The organism is Labilibaculum filiforme (assembly GCF_002843315.1).
GTDB lineage: Bacteria > Bacteroidota > Bacteroidia > Bacteroidales > Marinifilaceae > Labilibaculum > Labilibaculum filiforme.
The window spans coordinates 307712-323710 of record NZ_MVDD01000001.1 but is presented as its reverse complement, the minus strand read 5'-3'; the positions used below and the strand labels follow the sequence as shown (position 1 = coordinate 323710).

Genomic DNA, 15999 nt, shown 5'->3' with positions numbered 1-15999 from the left:
CAAAGCCAAGGGGATGCGGTTATTCAAGTCCTATTGGCTTTTTTTGCAGGAATAAACCAGCAAATAGTTTTCAAACAGGATATAATGAAATTGATAAGTTTCTGAAAAATCGGTTCGGCAAACTTGTCCAGAGAAAGAAGAATCGTTAGGCGAAAAAGGAGAGATCTTTAATTCATCAATTAAGTGAACATCTTTTTTTCCGTACAATTTAATTAAACACTCCTTGGCACACCAATGCTGATAAATGTGTAAAATCTTATTTTCCTTTTCGATGCTATTTAATTCTGTTTCAGAAAGAAATCGTGTAGCTATTTTATTTACCCGATCCGATAAGTACTCTATATCTAGAGCCACGGCGTATTGCTCTCCTATTAATATTCCAACGTACAATTTTGAGTGAGAAATACTGATGTTCAGGTTTGAATTGATGAGGTGAGGCTTACCATGTTCATCGTTCTTAATCCCTACATTTTGTCCAAAATAGCTTTGCACTAGGCATCGTGTTGCTGCAAATTCAATTTTTCGGGATAAACTACCAAACGAGTTCATTCGGATAGTTTCATCGGGAGTTAAGTGCACAAGTTGCATCAATTCCTCTAAAGGTTCGGTGGTTTTCCAAACAATTAGTTGGCACGAATCATTAATTTGTATTTGTTGGCAAATTGGCATAGTACACGATTAGCTTATTCCCATTTTAGGCTTTCCATCAGTCGAACAATATCTTTATCGATAAATTGGATGACTGGAGCTAAGGAATCTTGATTAGGATGTTCGCGAAAATACAAAGCACCTCTTAAGAAATGACTGGTACTGTCGGTTGCTATAAATTGCACCGACGATGCCGCATTTCCTTTAATACGGTAAATCATTCCATACACTTTATTGGTATCGTTAAAGTAGACTTGTTCAGCGATCGCATCTGCTACTATTGAGTGTTTGTAAGCCATTTTTCTTGAATCTTCCAAATACTCTTCCAGGTTATTATCTACGGTTTTATAGCTAAGGTGAATGGTTGCTCGATAGTCGGGATATTGAATGTTGAGCCAATATTTCTCAGCACCTTTACTTGCGTCTTTTTCTATTTTTGCCATTGATAAAAGATCAAAGCTGTAGGGAAAATCTGAATTCCAATTCTGATATTCCTTTGCTGGAAAATCGATTCGGTAATAGGCTTTGGGCTTAGGCGTATATTTCTTTTTACACGAAATAGCTGTGAAAGCGATTAAAAGAAAAAGAAGGATGGAAAGCTTGCGATACAATTTCATAAGTTATGGATGAAGATATTCAAGAAGAACATTTATAGTTTTGAGAATACGAAATTACTTTTTGGCAGGAAGTTTTGGAAGTATAAATCGAATTTTCTTAATGCGTCGGTTATCTACCGCTTCCACAATAAAGCGATGATTTTTATATTTAAATTCTTCTTTTTTCTGTGGAATTTCTCCCTTTATTTCAAGAAGTAAACCTGCTAAGGTTTCTGCATCACCTTTAATCTTATCAAAAAACGTGGAGTCTACCTCTACCACCTTAAAAAAGTCGTTTAGCGATGTTTTTCCTTCAAATAAGTACGATCCATCTTCTTCTTTTGTGAAGGTTGCTTTACTATCATCCAGTTCATCGGTAATGTCACCAACAATTTCTTCAATAATATCTTCCATGGTAATAATTCCTGAAGTGCCACCATACTCATCAACAACAACTGCCATGTGGTTTTTCTGAGTTTGAAATTCTTCTAGTAAATCATTAATTTTTTTTGTTTCGGGCACATAAAATGGAGGTCGAATAGTCGATTGCCAGCGAAAAGTACTTGGTTTATGATGATGAGGAAGTAAATCCTTCACATATAATATCCCTTTAATATTGTCAATACTTTTATCGAAAACAGGAATTCGAGAAAATCCAGATTCAATAATTACCGATTTTAATTTACTAAAACTAGTTCTGAGGTCAACAGCAATAGCATCCATTCTGGAAATCATTATCTCTTCAACATTAATATTTCCAAAATTTACGATCCCCTCCAAAATCTCCATTTCCTCGGTAATTTCATCGGCAGTAAGTTCCAATGCCTGCGAAAGATCTACCATCGAGATATTCTGTTTTTTAGAAATTCGTTTATTAACTATCGAGGTCGATTTAATAAGTACAATGGAAAGAGGTTGAAATACTTTTTCCATGTAATATAAAGGGTAAGCCACAAATTTTGAAAAACTTAATGATGTTTGGGTCGCATACACTTTGGGGATTATTTCGCCAAAAAGCAGGAGTAAAAAGGTTATTACAACCACCTGAACGATAAAGCCGAGCGTTGGAGCATTCGAGAAATCGACTAAGGAATTAGTAATAAAACTAGAAAGAATTACGATTCCAATATTAACAAAATTGTTACCAATTAATATGGTAGCCAATAGCTTTTCCGGTTGGTGTAGTAGTTTTAAAAGCTTTTTATTTACTGGATTATCATCGGCTTCCAAATGATTAATGTTTTGTGGTGAAAGTGAAAATAAAGCGACTTCCGATCCTGAAATCACCGCAGAACAAAACAAAAGAAGTACCATTATAAGCAAACTTATAATGGTACTTATATCAATAGCATAAAAAGCAATATCAGTATTGCTTAAAAAAAGTTTAGTAAATTCTTCAGTTTCCAATTTTGTATGAAATTAGTTTTAAATAGGATGCCTAAAAAGGGAGGTCATCCGTTTCTTCTGCCTCCGTCGAGTCGGCCACCGTATGTTGGGCAACTTCCGGATTTGTTTGTGGTTCGGAATTATTATCGGCTTTTCGACCTAACATTTGCATGCTGGTGCCAAAAATTTCAGTGGTATATCTTTTTACACCATCTTTATCTTCCCAGTTACGTGTTCTAAGTTGTCCTTCAACGTAAATTTGCATTCCTTTTTTAACGTAGGTTTCGGCAATTTCCGCCAATTTTCGCCAGAATACGATATTGTGCCATTCTGTTTGGGTAACCTTTTCCCCGTTTTTATTGTTGTATGTTTCGCTGGTAGCAAGAGAAAAATTACACACAGCAACACCATTATCAAGGTATTTTACTTCTGGATCTTTACCAACGTTTCCAACAAGAATTACTTTGTTTACTGACATATTTTGATTTTTTTTAGTTTAACAATAGTTTAAAGATACAAACTTATTCTGATATCATAATGTTATTATAAGTTATTTTTAGTGATCTTATTTAGATGATCTTCAATTAGTTTAGGGAATGGGTACTTTGATATTTCAGAATAGGAAATGACTTGATATCCATTTTTATTTTTCAGCTTATCGATATTAATTTCGATATGTATGAAAGTGGTGTGTAAGTTTTGATGGCTTAATTTATGAACCACTTTTTCGGATACCGAACGAATAACCAATTCTAAGTTCTCAAATAACTTTTCCCATTCTTTAGTTTGTATCAACTCATTTGTCGAAACTTGTTTATCACATTCAATCAAAGGATATTGAAACAAGTTCTCCCAGATGTCTTTTTCCTTTCTTTTTTCGATTAAAAATCGATTTTCACAAGATAGAAACAAATAGTAAAAATAGCGATTTTTAACTTTAATTTGTTTCGATTTAATAGGGAATTGATCCACCTGTTTGGCATTGTAAGCAAAGCATTGGCTACTAAGCGGACAAATTTCACATTTTGGATTCCGAGGAATGCATTGCAGTGCACCAAATTCGATAATGGCTTGATTATAGATTTCGGCTGGAGCTTTTTCCATCGTCTCGCTAGCTATATTCTGGAAATACTTTTTTCCTTCGGTGCTATCAATGGCTAAGTTGATACCATATATTCGTGACAATACTCTATATACATTCCCATCCACTGCCGCATAGGGAAGTTGGAAGGCAAAGGAGGCAATGGCGGCAGCAGTATAGCTACCAATTCCTTTTAGTTTAAGAATCTCTTTATAGGAATTAGGAAAAACACCATTGTACTCCGACTGAATAGTTTTAGCTGCCGCGTGTAAATTTCGAGCTCGCGAATAGTAACCTAAACCTTGCCATATTTTTAAAACTTCTTGCTCTTCGGCATTTGCTAAATCAGAAATTGTTGGAAATTGGTTTAAGAATCGACTAAAATAGTCAATTACAGTGGCTACCTTTGTCTGTTGAAGCATGATTTCTGATATCCATATTTGATACGGATCTTTGGTTTTACGCCATGGTAAGTCGCGTTTGTTTTGCAAATACCAGCTTATGATTTGGTTACTAAGCATCTCGAAATTATTTGTATTGATCTTTTTTTTTCAAATTTGCGTAAAAATAATTGTTTTCGATTTCATTAATAGCTAGAAATCATATATATTTGCAGTCTGATTTGAGAAAATGATGATGTAAATAATTGATAATTAAAGATTTTTTAAGAGATGACTAAAGCAGATATTGTTAACGAGATTTCTAAAAACACAGGAATTGAGAAAATTACAGTACAAAAAACTGTTGAAGCTTTCATGGATACTATCAAAGGTTCTTTGGTAAAAGGAAAGAATGTGTATTTAAGAGGTTTCGGGAGTTTTATCGTTAAGAAAAGAGCAGAGAAAACTGCAAGAAACATTTCTAAAAACACAACAATTATTATTGCTGAGCACTTTATACCAGCTTTTAAACCAGCTAAAACATTCGTTAGTAAAGTTAAAACTAACGTAAAGTAGTCTTAGATTGTAATTAATTTTAAAATATTGAAGATATGCCAAGCGGAAAAAAAAGAAAAAGACATAAAATGGCTACGCACAAGCGTAAGAAAAGATTAAGAAAAAACCGTCATAAGAAAAAGAAATAGATTCTTTTGAATTGATTGTTTGTAAAAACAAAAGAGATAAACCTAAAGAACTTTTTAGTACTTTAGGTTTATCTATTTGTAAGAACTGATTATCTTTATTAAAAATAAGAAAGAAAAGTAGTGAGTAACGAGCTAGTAATTGATGTAACCCCTAATGAAATTGTTATTGCTTTGTTGAGCAATAAGCAACTGATTGAGTTAACCAGAGAAAAGAGTAATCTTCAGTTTGCGGTAGGTGATATTTATCTGGGAAAAGTGAAAAAGATAATGCCGGGTCTAAATGCTGCATTTATTGATGTAGGATATGAGAAGGACGCTTTTTTACACTATTTAGATTTAGGTCATCAATACAGATCTCTTACTAAATTTCTACAACAGGCTCTCGCTAAAAATGGTCGAAACCTGTCTATCTCTAAAATGAAATTAGAGGCGGATATTGATAAGAATGGTAAAATATCCGAAATTTTAAAGTCGGGTCAGCATATTCTTGTTCAGGTTGCCAAAGAACCTATTTCAACAAAAGGACCAAGATTGTGTTCGGAAATTTCTATTGCCGGAAGAAATCTGGTTTTAATGCCTTTCTCCGACAAGGTTTCTATTTCCCAAAAAATTAGTTCGTCAGAAGAAAAACTTCGGCTAAAGAAGTTGCTTCAAAGTATAAAGCCAAAAAATTATGGCGTAATTGTACGTACTGTTGCTGAGGGGAAAAGGGTAGCGGCTCTTGATCAGGAATTAAGATCTTTGGTTGAAAAATGGGAATCTAGTTTTGAGCACATCAGAGATTTAAATCCACCTAAGTTAGTTTTGGGAGAAATGGATAGAACCTCTGCTATTTTGCGTGATATTCTTAACTCTTCATTCGAGAATATCTATATTAATGATGCCAATGCGGCAAAAGACATTAAAAACTACATTGAAAGTATTGCTCCCGAGAAATCGAAAATTGTAAAGCATATTACTGGTGATGTACCTATTTTCGATCAACTTGGTATCGATAAACAAATAAAGTCTTCTTTCGGAAAAACGGTTTCTTTTAAAAACGGAGCTTATTTAATTATTGAGCACACCGAAGCTTTTCACGTTGTTGATGTGAATAGTGGAAATCGTTCAAAAGCAGGTAACGATCAGGAATCTAATGCCGTAGAAGTGAATTTAGCTGCTGCAGAGGAAATTGCCCGCCAGCTTCGCTTGCGCGATATGGGAGGAATTATTGTTGTCGATTTTATCGATATGCATTCTGCCGAAAACCGTCTGAAAGTTTTCGAGAAGATGAAAGAGATAATGGGGCTTGATCGTACGAAACACAATATTTTGCCATTAAGTAAATTTGGCTTGATGCAAATTACACGTCAACGGGTTCGTCCTGAGATGAATGTGGAAATTCAGGAGACCTGTCCAACTTGTTTGGGTACTGGGAAAATTACTCCAGCAGTTTTACTTACCGATCAAATTGAACAAACTTTGAAACGATTGGTTGATGAGCAAAATGATAAGAAACTTACCTTAAAAGTTCATCCTTTTGTTGCTGCCTATATCAATAAAGGAATTTGGAAAACTTTACGTAGAAAATGGCAATCAGAATTAGGTATTAAACTGTCTGTTCGTGAGATTCCTTCCTACGATATGTTGGTTTATAAATTCTTCGATAAAAATAATCAGGAAATAGATTTGTTGTAATTCAGTGAAAAAAATCTTTATTTACGATTTTTAAACTTTGTTATCATTTTGTTAAAGGCTTTGTTAAGGTGCTTTATAATATTAATTTTATGCGTTCAAGCACTTAAATTATAGCACATGAAACAGAAACTTCTGATTTTATTCCTTGGAGTTTTCCTTAGTAGCCTTATTTCCGTTCAAGCGCAAATTCGCGAAACGGTATCTTGGAATTTTACAACAGAACAAGTTAGCAACACCGAAGTTAATTTGGTTTTTACAGCCAAAATTGACAAGGAATGGCATCTTTATTCCCAACATTTTCCTGATGGAGGCCCAATTCGATTCAGTTACACTTTTGTAGAGTCTGGTAATTACGAATTGATAGGAGATTTGGAAGAAATTACCAAGCCAAAAACCGAGTACGATGACATTTTTGAAATGGACATTCAGTATTTTGTTGAAGAGGCAATTCTAAAACAAAAAGTCAAATTACTTTCTGAAAATGCATTTTCCATTGAAGGGGAAATGGAATATCAGACTTGTCGCGAAGGCGAATGTGTGATGTATACTCCTGACTTCGAGTTTCAATTAAATGCAGGAAAAAAAGCAGCAATTGTTGAGACGGTAAAGCCTGCGAAAGAGAAAATAAACCCAATGAAGAATCCTCGAAAAGAGTATACCTCATTGTGGTCTTTGTTTTTTATTTCCTTTACATTCGGACTGATTGCACTTTTAACACCGTGTGTGTTTCCGATGATACCAATGACGGTTTCCTTTTTTATGCACAGTTCAGAAAATCGCCGTAAAGCGATTACTAATGCGGTTTTTTACGGCATTTCTATTATTGGAATCTATACTATTATTGGAACAATTGTAGCAGTAACACTCGGACCAAGTTTTGCCAATTGGCTAAGTACACATTGGATTCCTAATGTTATTTTCTTTGTGATATTTTTGGTGTTTGCATTCTCTTTTTTCGGAATGTTTGAAATTACCTTACCAAGTTGGATTGTTAATAAATCGGTATCCAATGAAGATAAAGGCGGTTTAGCCGGATCCTTCTTTATGGCTTTTACACTGGTATTAGTGTCGTTTTCTTGTACCGGTCCAATTGTAGGATCTATTTTGGTTCAATCGGCCGGAGGGGAAGTATTGGAGCCTATTGTTGGAATGTTTGGATTCTCGCTAGCCTTTGCGTTGCCATTTACCTTATTTGCCATATTCCCATCGTGGTTGAATAATTTGCCAAAGTCTGGAGGCTGGTTAAATTCTGTGAAGGTTGTTTTAGGATTTTTAGAGCTGGCTTTAGGACTTAAGTTTTTAAGTATTGCCGACCAGACTTATCATTGGGGATTGCTGGATAGAGAAATTTATTTGGGAATTTGGATTGTAATTTTCACCTTAATGGGATTCTATTTATTGGGAAAATTAAAATTTAGTCACGATAGCGATATCAAATTTATTTCGGTGCCACGATTAATGCTGGCGATAGTTTCGTTTTCATTCGTTGTTTATATGGTTCCAGGAATGTTTGGTGCACCTTTAAAAGGTATTTCAGGGTATTTGCCACCACAAACTAGTCAGGATTTTGATATTTCTGCTATAGTTCGGGAACAATCGGGTTCTAGTGGGAAGGCGGAGGCTGAACTTTGTGAAGCTCCAAAATATGCAGATCATCTTCATTTGCCACATGGTTTAAAAGGGTATTTCGATTTTGAACAAGGCTTAGCTTGTGCAAAAGAGCAGAATAAACCCATTTTTATTGATTTTACAGGGCACGGATGTGTGAATTGTCGTGAAATGGAAGCCAATGTTTGGTCCGATCCACGGGTTCAAAAAATTCTGCGCGAAGATTACATTATTATTGCATTGTATGTAGATGATAAGCAGGCTTTACCAGAGTCGGACTGGATTACTTCAACCTACGATGGGAAAGTGAAAAAGACTTTGGGAAAAAAATATGCTGATTTTCAGATTACTCGATTTGGTGTAAATGCGCAACCATATTACGTACTTTTGGATAATTCGGAAGATACCTTAGTGGAGCCAAGAGCCTACGATTTAAATGCAGATGCTTTTGTAGAATTTTTGGAAAACGGAAAAAAAGAATTTAAGAATAGATAAAAGGGTATTATAAAGTTTTAAAAGGTCGAGATGAATTGTCATTTCGACCTTTTTTTATTTAGTCACACCTATTTATACCAATTTCATTTCAAAAGTATCTTTAAATAAAATGGAATAATTTTCTGCTGTATCAAGGCAAAAAAGTAAGAGATAGCCTAGTTTTCCTGCATCTTATTTAACGAAGATACAGCGGAAAAGAATCATGTTATAAGATGAGTTTTGATGTTAATTTAGGATTATATTCATTATAGCGTGTTTTATGTGATTTGCATGAAAAGAATTCCTATTTTTGAAAGTTTGCCTTTTGAAAAAACCGAACTTAGGTAAGCCGCATTAATCGATAATAAATTTAAATAATACGTATGAAGAAATACGATGTGATTATTGTTGGAGCCGGTCCTGCCGGTATCTTTTGTGCTTATGAATTAGTAAAGAATCGTGCTGATTTAAATATTTTAATCCTTGAAAAAGGAAGAGGAATGGACAAGCGGAAGTGTCCTAAACATACCAATGGAGGAAAATGTGTGCATTGTAAACCTTGCAGTATTACTACTGGATGGGCTGGAGCAGGAGCCTTTTCGGATGGGAAACTATCATTATCGCCCGAGGTAGGAGGTACTTTACCCGATTATTTGGGAATGGAGGAAACCATTAATCTGATTAAGTATACCGATGAGGTGTATTTGAATTTTGGAGCAGCTTCCGATATTCATGGAGAATCTCTAACTCCAGAAATGGAAAAAATTAGAAAAAAGGCTATTGAGGCGAACTTAAAGTTGGTTCACTGCCCGGTTCGTCATCTTGGTACCGAGAAAGCTCAGGAATTATATCGAAAATTGTACGATTTCGTAATTGAGAGAGGAGTCGTTGTACACTTTAACAGCGCTGTTGAAAGTCTGATTTTAGAAGGGGATAAAATTAAAGGAGTTAAAAATGGAAAAGGAGATTACTTTGCGGATATTGTAATGGTTTCGGTGGGTCGCGATGGGGCCGATTGGTTAATGAAGGAGTGTAGCAAGGAAAGTATTTCTACCGAAGTAGGAGTTGTTGATATTGGAGTACGCCTGGAGTGCAGGAATGAGGTGATGAAGGATATTAATGACAATTTTTACGAAGCAAAATTAATTCATTATACACAAACTTTTGATGATAAGGTAAGGACTTTTTGTTCAAACCCAGGTGGTTTTGTGTCGTCGGAATACTACGACGATAACTTGGCGGTGGTAAACGGACATAGTTTTAAAGATTTAAAGAGTGATAATACCAACTTTGCATTATTGGTATCGCAGAAGTTTACGGAACCTTTTAAAGCGCCTATTGAATATGGAAAGCACATTGCACGTTTGGCCAATATGCTTACCAATAATCAAATATTGGTGCAACGGTTTGGAGACTTAATAAGAGGACGTAGAACTACCACGAGTCGTTTGTACCGAAATAATATTATGCCAACATTAAAAGATGCTGTGCCGGGCGATTTAAGTCTTGTTTTACCACATCGAATATTGAAAGATATTGAGGAAATGATTTTGGCGCTGGATAAAGTAACTCCAGGATTAGCATCTGATGAAACGCTATTGTATGGTGTGGAGGTGAAATTTTATAGCAATATCACGAAAGTGGATAAAGGATTTCAGTCTACTTCGGTTAAAAATCTTTATTTAGGTGGCGATGGAGCGGGAATTACACGAGGTTTAATGCAGGCATCGGTGAATGGAGTGGTAATAGCCAGAGAAATATTAAAGAGATCGTAATTACTTATTTAGTTGGTTGTCGTTTTTATTTATATTCGGCAATCAGCTAATTATAATATTAGAGAGAATTGTTTGCAGAGCGGGGCAAATAAAAACTGAAAATGCTTCCATTGTTTGGTATACTTTCAACTTCCACGTAACCATCTAGCTTTTTTACAATTCGTTTTACGATTGATAATCCTAGTCCATGACCTTTAATTACTCCATCACCCAATTGCTGAGGATCAACAAAAATAATTTCACATTGTCTTTTATCTAGACCTTTGCCATTATCTTTCACCCAAAATTTGCTGTACCCATTTTTAGTTTGTGAACTTCCAATTTCGATTTTTGGAGGCGAACCGCCATATTTAATCGAGTTGCAAATATAATTATACCAAACCTCTTCAATCCAGGGACCATGCCCAATAGAAGGCTCAAACGCAGTTGGAATAACAATGTCTGCAGTGTTTTTTTTAGATTCAGGAATACGACGAATAGCTTCGCGAACAATTTCTTTCATAGGTAGCTGAGTTTTTCGTATTTCGTCTTTTTTAAGACTCGAGAAAAGAAGCATTTCTCGAACAATACTGTCCATTTTAAAACCACTGGAAACAATCATTTCTAAAAAAGAATTCCGTTTCTCTTCACTTAAATTTTTGTTGTTGAGAATTATCTGACTGAAACCAATTGTGCTATTTAATTGGGAATGTAACTCATGGGCAATTGTATGAGCAAAAGCATCTAATTCAATATTTCTAATTTTAAGTTCATTCTCGGCTTTTACGCGAGCCGAAATGTCTGTAATAAAAGCAACACCTAGTAATTCTTGATCCGTATTAATAAAGCTCAAACTAATTTCAAGCGAAAAAACAGATCCGTCCTTTTTTAAACCACTTAATATGGAGTTTGCATGCCCCATAGGACGTATTTTTGGAGCTGAAAAATAATTGGATAGATGGGTTTTGTGTTTTTCCTTAAAACTGTTTGGGATTAATAGTTCAATTTTTTGGCCTATTAGTTCATTATTTTGGTAGCCAAATAACTGATTTGCCATTTTATTCACTAATAAAATTTCAGCTTGTTTGTTTATGAAAATAACGCCTTCCGACATCGACTCTATGAGCGTGTGAACTGTTATATTATTTTTAAAAATATCCGTAAAATCCATCATTTGCGTCGCTTTTAATCCTTATTATTAATTGGCTCACGGGAAATGTTTGGTCTGAAAAAATTAGGTTCGGTAAAAAACCTTTTCTAATGTATTGATTAAATACGGATAAACAAACCTTTTAGTCCTAAAATAGAGCAAATTTTTGAATTTTAATAAGCTATCTTCTAATATATTATATCAATTTATTAGAGAGGTGTCGTGATGATAATTCGCTGTAAAGTGCAAATGAATTGTGAATTCGGGATTGGAAAATGTACTTTTATTTTTCCAAATGCATAAGGGTAAATTCACGTCCTTCTTCGTAGTTTACTTGTTTAAAAAAACTACAATGAAGACAGCTTAGCAGCTTTTCCTCTATTCCGCCTTTAATTTTAGTATCGCATAAAGTAGCTTCTACAGTCCAACAATATCTGCCAGAAAATTTGCCGCCGTTAATGCCGTTGTGCTTATAGAAAGTACTTGCTGGACAGGCACCAAATTCTTGAGAATTAACACCACCAGCCTCTCTGCCACACATAAAATACTCCCAACAGTTTAATCCTTCCATCTTATTAAAATCTAGGTAAATGTAAATTTTAAACTGCTGATAGACTAAATTTAATGCGGGATTGTTTTAAGTATTTGGCAGACGAATAAGAATCAATGTCTAACATTAATTTTTTTGTAAGTAATCTCTGTAAAAGGAGATAATCCGCATTGGTAGAATTGGGAGTAAAATAGGTGAGTAAGTAGGTTTTAGCTCCTATTCCATTGTTGAAGTATTTCGGTATCTGTTAAATCATCCATCTCAAGTAATTGCTGAAAGGGATCCCCATCGAGTTGAAACAATTTAGCAAATGCGGGTTCAGTTTTTAAACCATTTTGTTTTAAATGAATAATTTGTTGCTTAAAATCTTCGCCTAATAATTGCAGAATTCGATGTTCTATCAGCATATGGCGATAGGAATTTTGCGAGGTGGGAGGAAAAAGAGAGCCAAATAGTTCGATTGGGAAATTCTGGAAATTAAAGGTAGCAATTACAACCCAGTACCCGTTTTTTTCCTTTTGCTGAATTTTAAATTCTTTTTGTTCTCCAAATAAAGACTGTATTTTTTTTTCGAATTTGTCTGCATCCATATAGTTGCAGGCAATATCTAAATCACTAGAATCAATGGAAATACCAATAGGAATAGTTCCCGTTAAAATAGGAGAATGAGCTGCGAGAAGATCGAAAATTTGAAGTGTATTTAAACATTTAAACGCTTGTTTTTGAATTTCCGAGCCAGATTTTAAGTAAGTAATATCTTTCCAGTTCATTTCGCTTTTAGGTTTGTTTTAAAAATCGCTATAGCTTCTTTTAGGTTGGAGTATTGGAAACATTGCAAATCTTTGCATCCCAAAATCATTGCAGAGCTTGTTTTGCCATTTAACGAACGGTACAAACAGATAATCCGTTTTTTCATATCAATAGCTCTTCCTATTTCGTAACCAACTCCAAGCGAGGGAACTGTTACTTCTGCAATTACAATATCCGATTCTTTCACCCATGCAATATCCCGATCGTGAATTTCCTGATCGGTTAAAGTGTGATCTATTGTTTTGCAACCAATGTGCTCGGTTAATACTGTTCCGTATTGTTTTAATTCACGAATTAAATCTGCATATAAATCTGTATCCTGTTGTCCTCCACGTATCGATCCCGAAAAATATATTTTCATTTTCTATTTTTTAAAACTATTAGTCGAGTTGTTCTTGTACCTTTTCAGGGATTAGCCTTTTCAATCCTTTGGCCTGAGGTGAATTCACATCAATATATTTCCAGTTATCGGTTTTTTTATCGGCTACAGCCACCATTGAACGATGTGCCTGAATGGTAAATGAATTTGATGTTTCGTTATATTTTACATTCTCTTTGCCGAATTCCTGTTCAAACTGAGGTTGCATTAGCGAACTTCCCTGCGACATTAATCCGGTAAGTTTTACTTCAATAATGCCGTAGTATTTAATTTTACAGAATTTTTCGTTTCCATAATCTACTACTTTAGAAATATTGTCGACCGATCGAAAGTCGGTTGTCATTTGAACTCCCAAATTATCCATTTGTTCTAAAACCATAAGCATATTGTCTTTGCTCATCATTTTAAACATTGGTGGATACATCATTTGAGTAACTGTGCTCCATTGTTTGTTATTAAATGCGGTGGTATAATTTCGTAAATCCTTCTCGAAGTGTTGTTTTAGTGTTGTTTGACCAAATACGCTTGTAATTACAAAACTTAGCAAAAATAATATGGTGATTTTCTTCATTTTATCTATTTTAAAATTCGCAGGAAGATAGTAAAAAGGATGATATTGTGGATTTAAAAGATGTTAAAAGTCTTTTGCTTTGATGTGGTGCCCTTGTATCTTATTCGGAACTTGAAATATATTTTATGGGGAAACCATTTCTTTTTACAAGAGCTAATTTTATAATTTAGCGTTTTTACCGAGGGAATATAGGCTTTTTTAATCACTAAAAAATTGTAATTATTCTCCCATCAAGTGAAAACAAACTGTACCTTTATTGGGATACAGATAAGATAATTATGTTGTTAAGAGATTGATTTTTGAAAACTATTTGAAAAATGACAGAGAAAACGGATAACTATTTAGATAATCATTACATACATAGAAGTAATTGGTTGAGGGCGGCTGTTCTTGGTGCGAATGATGGTATTTTGTCTACAGCAAGTTTGGCTATTGGTATTGCAGCAGCAAGTGATCTTCGCGAACCTATTGTGTTGGCAGCAGTTGCTGGATTGGTTGCAGGGGCGTTATCAATGGCAGCAGGAGAGTATGTTTCGGTAAGTTCTCAAACCGACGTGGAAAATTCGGATATCGAAAGAGAAAAACAAGAGTTGGAAGAAATGCCGGAAATCGAATTAATGCGTTTGGCAGAAATATATGAAAAAAGAGGCTTAAAAAAAGAAACGGCATTAACCGTTGCAATCGAATTGTCGGAGCACGATGTATTGGCAGCGCATGTTCGCGATGAACTGGGAATTAATGAAATGAGTCAGGCTAAACCAATTCAAGCAGCTTTTGCATCAGGTGCCGCATTTAGTGTTGGAGGAGTACTACCGCTTTTGGTAACTTTATTTTTACCATTAAAAAGCTTGGAGTATTCGCTTTATGGTTCAGCTATCTTTTTTCTGATTGTTTTAGGTGCTTTAGCGGCCAAAACAGGTGGCTCAAGCATTGGCAGGGCAGTTACCCGAATTACATTTTGGGGAACTATTGCAATGGGATTAACAGCAGTTGTAGGATATTTATTTGGAGTTGTTATCTAATTATAAAGCAAACAATTAAAAGAGCTTATTGGTGTCAGTCAAACTAAAATAAATAGACCAACTCATCTCGGAATTGGTCTATTGTTTTAGGTGTTCTATTTATGCCCTTTAAGGGTGAAATATGTTTACTGCAATCTCATTTTGCAATTGTTGGCTCTGATATTAAGTTTCGAGAATGCTTTTTTATCGCCTACACGACCTTTTGCCACGAATGTTTTTTTATCAGCAGTTTCTTTATTCGATAAAAGAAAGTCTTTGGAATTATCGAATTTTACCGATTTGTGATTGATTTCGTAATCAATTTGAGCACCTTCCATAAAACTAAGTCCTACATCGGCATATTTCGAGTCTAATTTTATAAACGAAAACATGTTGTTGATATTGAATACATTAATGTGTCCGAATTTTAAATCGTAATCAATTTCGCCACCTAATTGGCTAATGTCAAATTTACTAAAGTTCGACGATCCGTAAAGATATTCTAACTCTTTCACTTCGAATTTATCGCGAGCCGAAGTCATGCTAATGTTATTGGCAACGGCGATAGTAAATTCGGAATCGCGACTTTCGCCGGTTAGTTTATTGGCATCTTCGATGCTCACTTTCGAGTTCGCAACATTTAGTTTTGAATCGCTCAGTTGTTGAACTTTAAAAGTACATCCGGTAAGGGTGAAATTGTTTTCGCCATTTAAGTTTTCGGCAGTAAAGTTTCCATTGTTTAAATCAAGATTTAGTTTGCCATCATGACTATCCATAAAAACATCTCCATCTTTTTGAATAATGTCTAAATTCACACTTGAAGGCAGTTGTACGGTATAAGTAATTGTAATTTCGCCCTTGTTAAAAAGTGAATTGCTCAGCTTTTTTAAGGAGAAAAAGTCTCCAAATACAGTTTCCGCAGATAATTGAGTATCTCCTTCGGTAAAATCGATGGTAATATCATCGGTCATTTTGTTGGCTTTCTCATCATCCGAACCTTCCACACTTATTAGTATCTCAAACTTAATTTCAGGATTTTCCCAGTGTTTAATCTGAATTTTACTGTATTTCGATTCAATTTTAAGGTTTTCTCCTGCCTTAAAGGTCTTTTCAATTTTTTTGTGTTTGGTTACTGCATTTGCTGATCCAACAAAAAAGCAGATGCTAAAAAGTGCAAATAGTAATCGTCTCATAGTATAAATATTATTTTTAAAATTGATTCGTAAGTAA

The 15999-nt window shown here is 34.7% G+C and carries 16 protein-coding genes; 5 read left to right on the top strand and 11 right to left on the bottom strand.

Annotation, left to right across the window (positions count from 1 at the left end; genetic code table 11):
• Nucleotides 1–30 precede the first annotated feature (30 nt).
• The 5 genes from BZG02_RS01335 to mutY form a co-directional block, all read right to left on the bottom strand.
• Complete coding sequence (locus BZG02_RS01335) at nt 31–669, bottom strand: 4'-phosphopantetheinyl transferase family protein (protein ID WP_101259609.1); 639 nt, start codon at nt 667–669, stop codon at nt 31–33.
• Between the two features lie 14 nt (nt 670–683).
• On the bottom strand, nt 684–1265 hold the full coding sequence (gene gldD / locus BZG02_RS01330) for a gliding motility lipoprotein GldD (protein WP_101259608.1): 582 nt from the start codon (nt 1263–1265) through the stop codon (nt 684–686).
• Nucleotides 1266–1319: 54 nt separating this feature from the next.
• Nucleotides 1320–2651, bottom strand: a complete 1332-nt coding sequence (gldE, locus tag BZG02_RS01325; protein ID WP_245868043.1) for a gliding motility-associated protein GldE — start codon at nt 2649–2651, stop codon at nt 1320–1322.
• Nucleotides 2652–2682: 31 nt separating this feature from the next.
• Nucleotides 2683–3108, bottom strand: a complete 426-nt coding sequence (locus tag BZG02_RS01320) for a single-stranded DNA-binding protein (RefSeq protein WP_101259607.1) — start codon at nt 3106–3108, stop codon at nt 2683–2685.
• Nucleotides 3109–3173: 65 nt separating this feature from the next.
• Nucleotides 3174–4232 carry an A/G-specific adenine glycosylase gene (gene mutY, locus BZG02_RS01315; RefSeq protein ID WP_101259606.1) on the bottom strand — a complete coding sequence of 353 codons (1059 nt, stop codon included), beginning with the start codon at nt 4230–4232 and terminating at the stop codon, nt 3174–3176.
• Nucleotides 4233–4382: 150 nt separating this feature from the next.
• On the opposite strand from mutY, the gene BZG02_RS01310 reads away from it, so the two are divergent.
• The 4 genes from BZG02_RS01310 to BZG02_RS01295 all read left to right on the top strand — a co-directional run bounded on the left by BZG02_RS01310 (nt 4383) and on the right by BZG02_RS01295 (nt 10329).
• On the top strand, nt 4383–4667 hold the full coding sequence (locus tag BZG02_RS01310; RefSeq protein ID WP_101259605.1) for an HU family DNA-binding protein: 285 nt from the start codon (nt 4383–4385) through the stop codon (nt 4665–4667).
• 248 nt (nt 4668–4915) lie between these two features.
• Entirely contained in the window at nt 4916–6472 is a 1557-nt protein-coding gene (locus BZG02_RS01305) for an Rne/Rng family ribonuclease (protein WP_101259604.1), read from the top strand.
• 117 nt (nt 6473–6589) lie between these two features.
• The gene (locus tag BZG02_RS01300) at nt 6590–8575 is read left to right on the top strand and encodes a protein-disulfide reductase DsbD family protein (protein WP_101259603.1); all 1986 of its coding nucleotides are present in this window, start codon (nt 6590–6592) and stop codon (nt 8573–8575) included.
• A gap of 362 nt (nt 8576–8937) precedes the next feature.
• Nucleotides 8938–10329, top strand: a complete 1392-nt coding sequence (locus BZG02_RS01295) for an NAD(P)/FAD-dependent oxidoreductase (RefSeq protein WP_101259602.1) — start codon at nt 8938–8940, stop codon at nt 10327–10329.
• Nucleotides 10330–10387: 58 nt separating this feature from the next.
• Here the strand turns inward: BZG02_RS01295 and BZG02_RS01290 are convergent, their stop codons facing one another.
• From BZG02_RS01290 to BZG02_RS01270, 5 genes are all read right to left on the bottom strand, one after another.
• A complete protein-coding gene (locus tag BZG02_RS01290) occupies nt 10388–11482 on the bottom strand; it encodes a PAS domain-containing sensor histidine kinase (RefSeq protein ID WP_101259601.1) in 1095 nt (364 codons plus the stop codon).
• Between the two features lie 259 nt (nt 11483–11741).
• On the bottom strand, nt 11742–12029 hold the full coding sequence (locus BZG02_RS01285) for a two-CW domain-containing protein (RefSeq protein ID WP_101259600.1): 288 nt from the start codon (nt 12027–12029) through the stop codon (nt 11742–11744).
• A 188-nt stretch (nt 12030–12217) separates the two neighbouring features.
• Nucleotides 12218–12778, bottom strand: coding sequence for a DUF4269 domain-containing protein (locus tag BZG02_RS01280; protein WP_101259599.1), 561 nt, complete (start codon nt 12776–12778; stop codon nt 12218–12220).
• Nucleotides 12775–13179 carry a nucleoside 2-deoxyribosyltransferase gene (locus tag BZG02_RS01275; protein WP_101259598.1) on the bottom strand — a complete coding sequence of 135 codons (405 nt, stop codon included), beginning with the start codon at nt 13177–13179 and terminating at the stop codon, nt 12775–12777. Before BZG02_RS01275 ends, BZG02_RS01280 begins: the two co-directional genes overlap by 4 nt.
• 19 nt (nt 13180–13198) lie before the next feature.
• Nucleotides 13199–13768: a hypothetical protein gene (locus BZG02_RS01270; protein WP_101259597.1), complete on the bottom strand. Its 570-nt coding sequence runs from the start codon at nt 13766–13768 to the stop codon at nt 13199–13201.
• 317 nt (nt 13769–14085) lie between these two features.
• On the opposite strand from BZG02_RS01270, the gene BZG02_RS01265 reads away from it, so the two are divergent.
• On the top strand, nt 14086–14790 hold the full coding sequence (locus tag BZG02_RS01265; RefSeq protein ID WP_101259596.1) for a VIT1/CCC1 transporter family protein: 705 nt from the start codon (nt 14086–14088) through the stop codon (nt 14788–14790).
• A gap of 125 nt (nt 14791–14915) precedes the next feature.
• Here BZG02_RS01265 and BZG02_RS01260 read toward each other — a convergent pair whose 3' ends face one another.
• Nucleotides 14916–15962, bottom strand: a complete 1047-nt coding sequence (locus BZG02_RS01260) for a COG1361 family protein (RefSeq protein ID WP_101259595.1) — start codon at nt 15960–15962, stop codon at nt 14916–14918.
• Between the last annotated feature and the right edge of the window lie 37 nt (nt 15963–15999).

Excerpts from the sequence above, each read along its gene's own strand:
- BZG02_RS01280 (WP_101259599.1), bottom strand. The coding sequence starts at position 12,778 with ATGAACTGGAAAGATATTACTTACTTAAAATCTGGCTCGGAAATTCAA.
- BZG02_RS01275 (WP_101259598.1), bottom strand. The coding sequence starts at position 13,179 with ATGAAAATATATTTTTCGGGATCGATACGTGGAGGACAACAGGATACA.
- BZG02_RS01310 (WP_101259605.1), top strand. The coding sequence starts at position 4,383 with ATGACTAAAGCAGATATTGTTAACGAGATTTCTAAAAACACAGGAATT.
- BZG02_RS01285 (WP_101259600.1), bottom strand. The coding sequence starts at position 12,029 with ATGGAAGGATTAAACTGTTGGGAGTATTTTATGTGTGGCAGAGAGGCT.
- BZG02_RS01300 (WP_101259603.1), top strand. The coding sequence starts at position 6,590 with ATGAAACAGAAACTTCTGATTTTATTCCTTGGAGTTTTCCTTAGTAGC.
- BZG02_RS01335 (WP_101259609.1), bottom strand. The coding sequence starts at position 669 with ATGCCAATTTGCCAACAAATACAAATTAATGATTCGTGCCAACTAATT.
- BZG02_RS01270 (WP_101259597.1), bottom strand. The coding sequence starts at position 13,768 with ATGAAGAAAATCACCATATTATTTTTGCTAAGTTTTGTAATTACAAGC.
- BZG02_RS01320 (WP_101259607.1), bottom strand. The coding sequence starts at position 3,108 with ATGTCAGTAAACAAAGTAATTCTTGTTGGAAACGTTGGTAAAGATCCA.
- mutY (WP_101259606.1), bottom strand. The coding sequence starts at position 4,232 with ATGCTTAGTAACCAAATCATAAGCTGGTATTTGCAAAACAAACGCGAC.
- BZG02_RS01295 (WP_101259602.1), top strand. The coding sequence starts at position 8,938 with ATGAAGAAATACGATGTGATTATTGTTGGAGCCGGTCCTGCCGGTATC.
- BZG02_RS01265 (WP_101259596.1), top strand. The coding sequence starts at position 14,086 with ATGACAGAGAAAACGGATAACTATTTAGATAATCATTACATACATAGA.
- BZG02_RS01260 (WP_101259595.1), bottom strand. The coding sequence starts at position 15,962 with ATGAGACGATTACTATTTGCACTTTTTAGCATCTGCTTTTTTGTTGGA.
- BZG02_RS01290 (WP_101259601.1), bottom strand. The coding sequence starts at position 11,482 with ATGATGGATTTTACGGATATTTTTAAAAATAATATAACAGTTCACACG.
- gldD (WP_101259608.1), bottom strand. The coding sequence starts at position 1,265 with ATGAAATTGTATCGCAAGCTTTCCATCCTTCTTTTTCTTTTAATCGCT.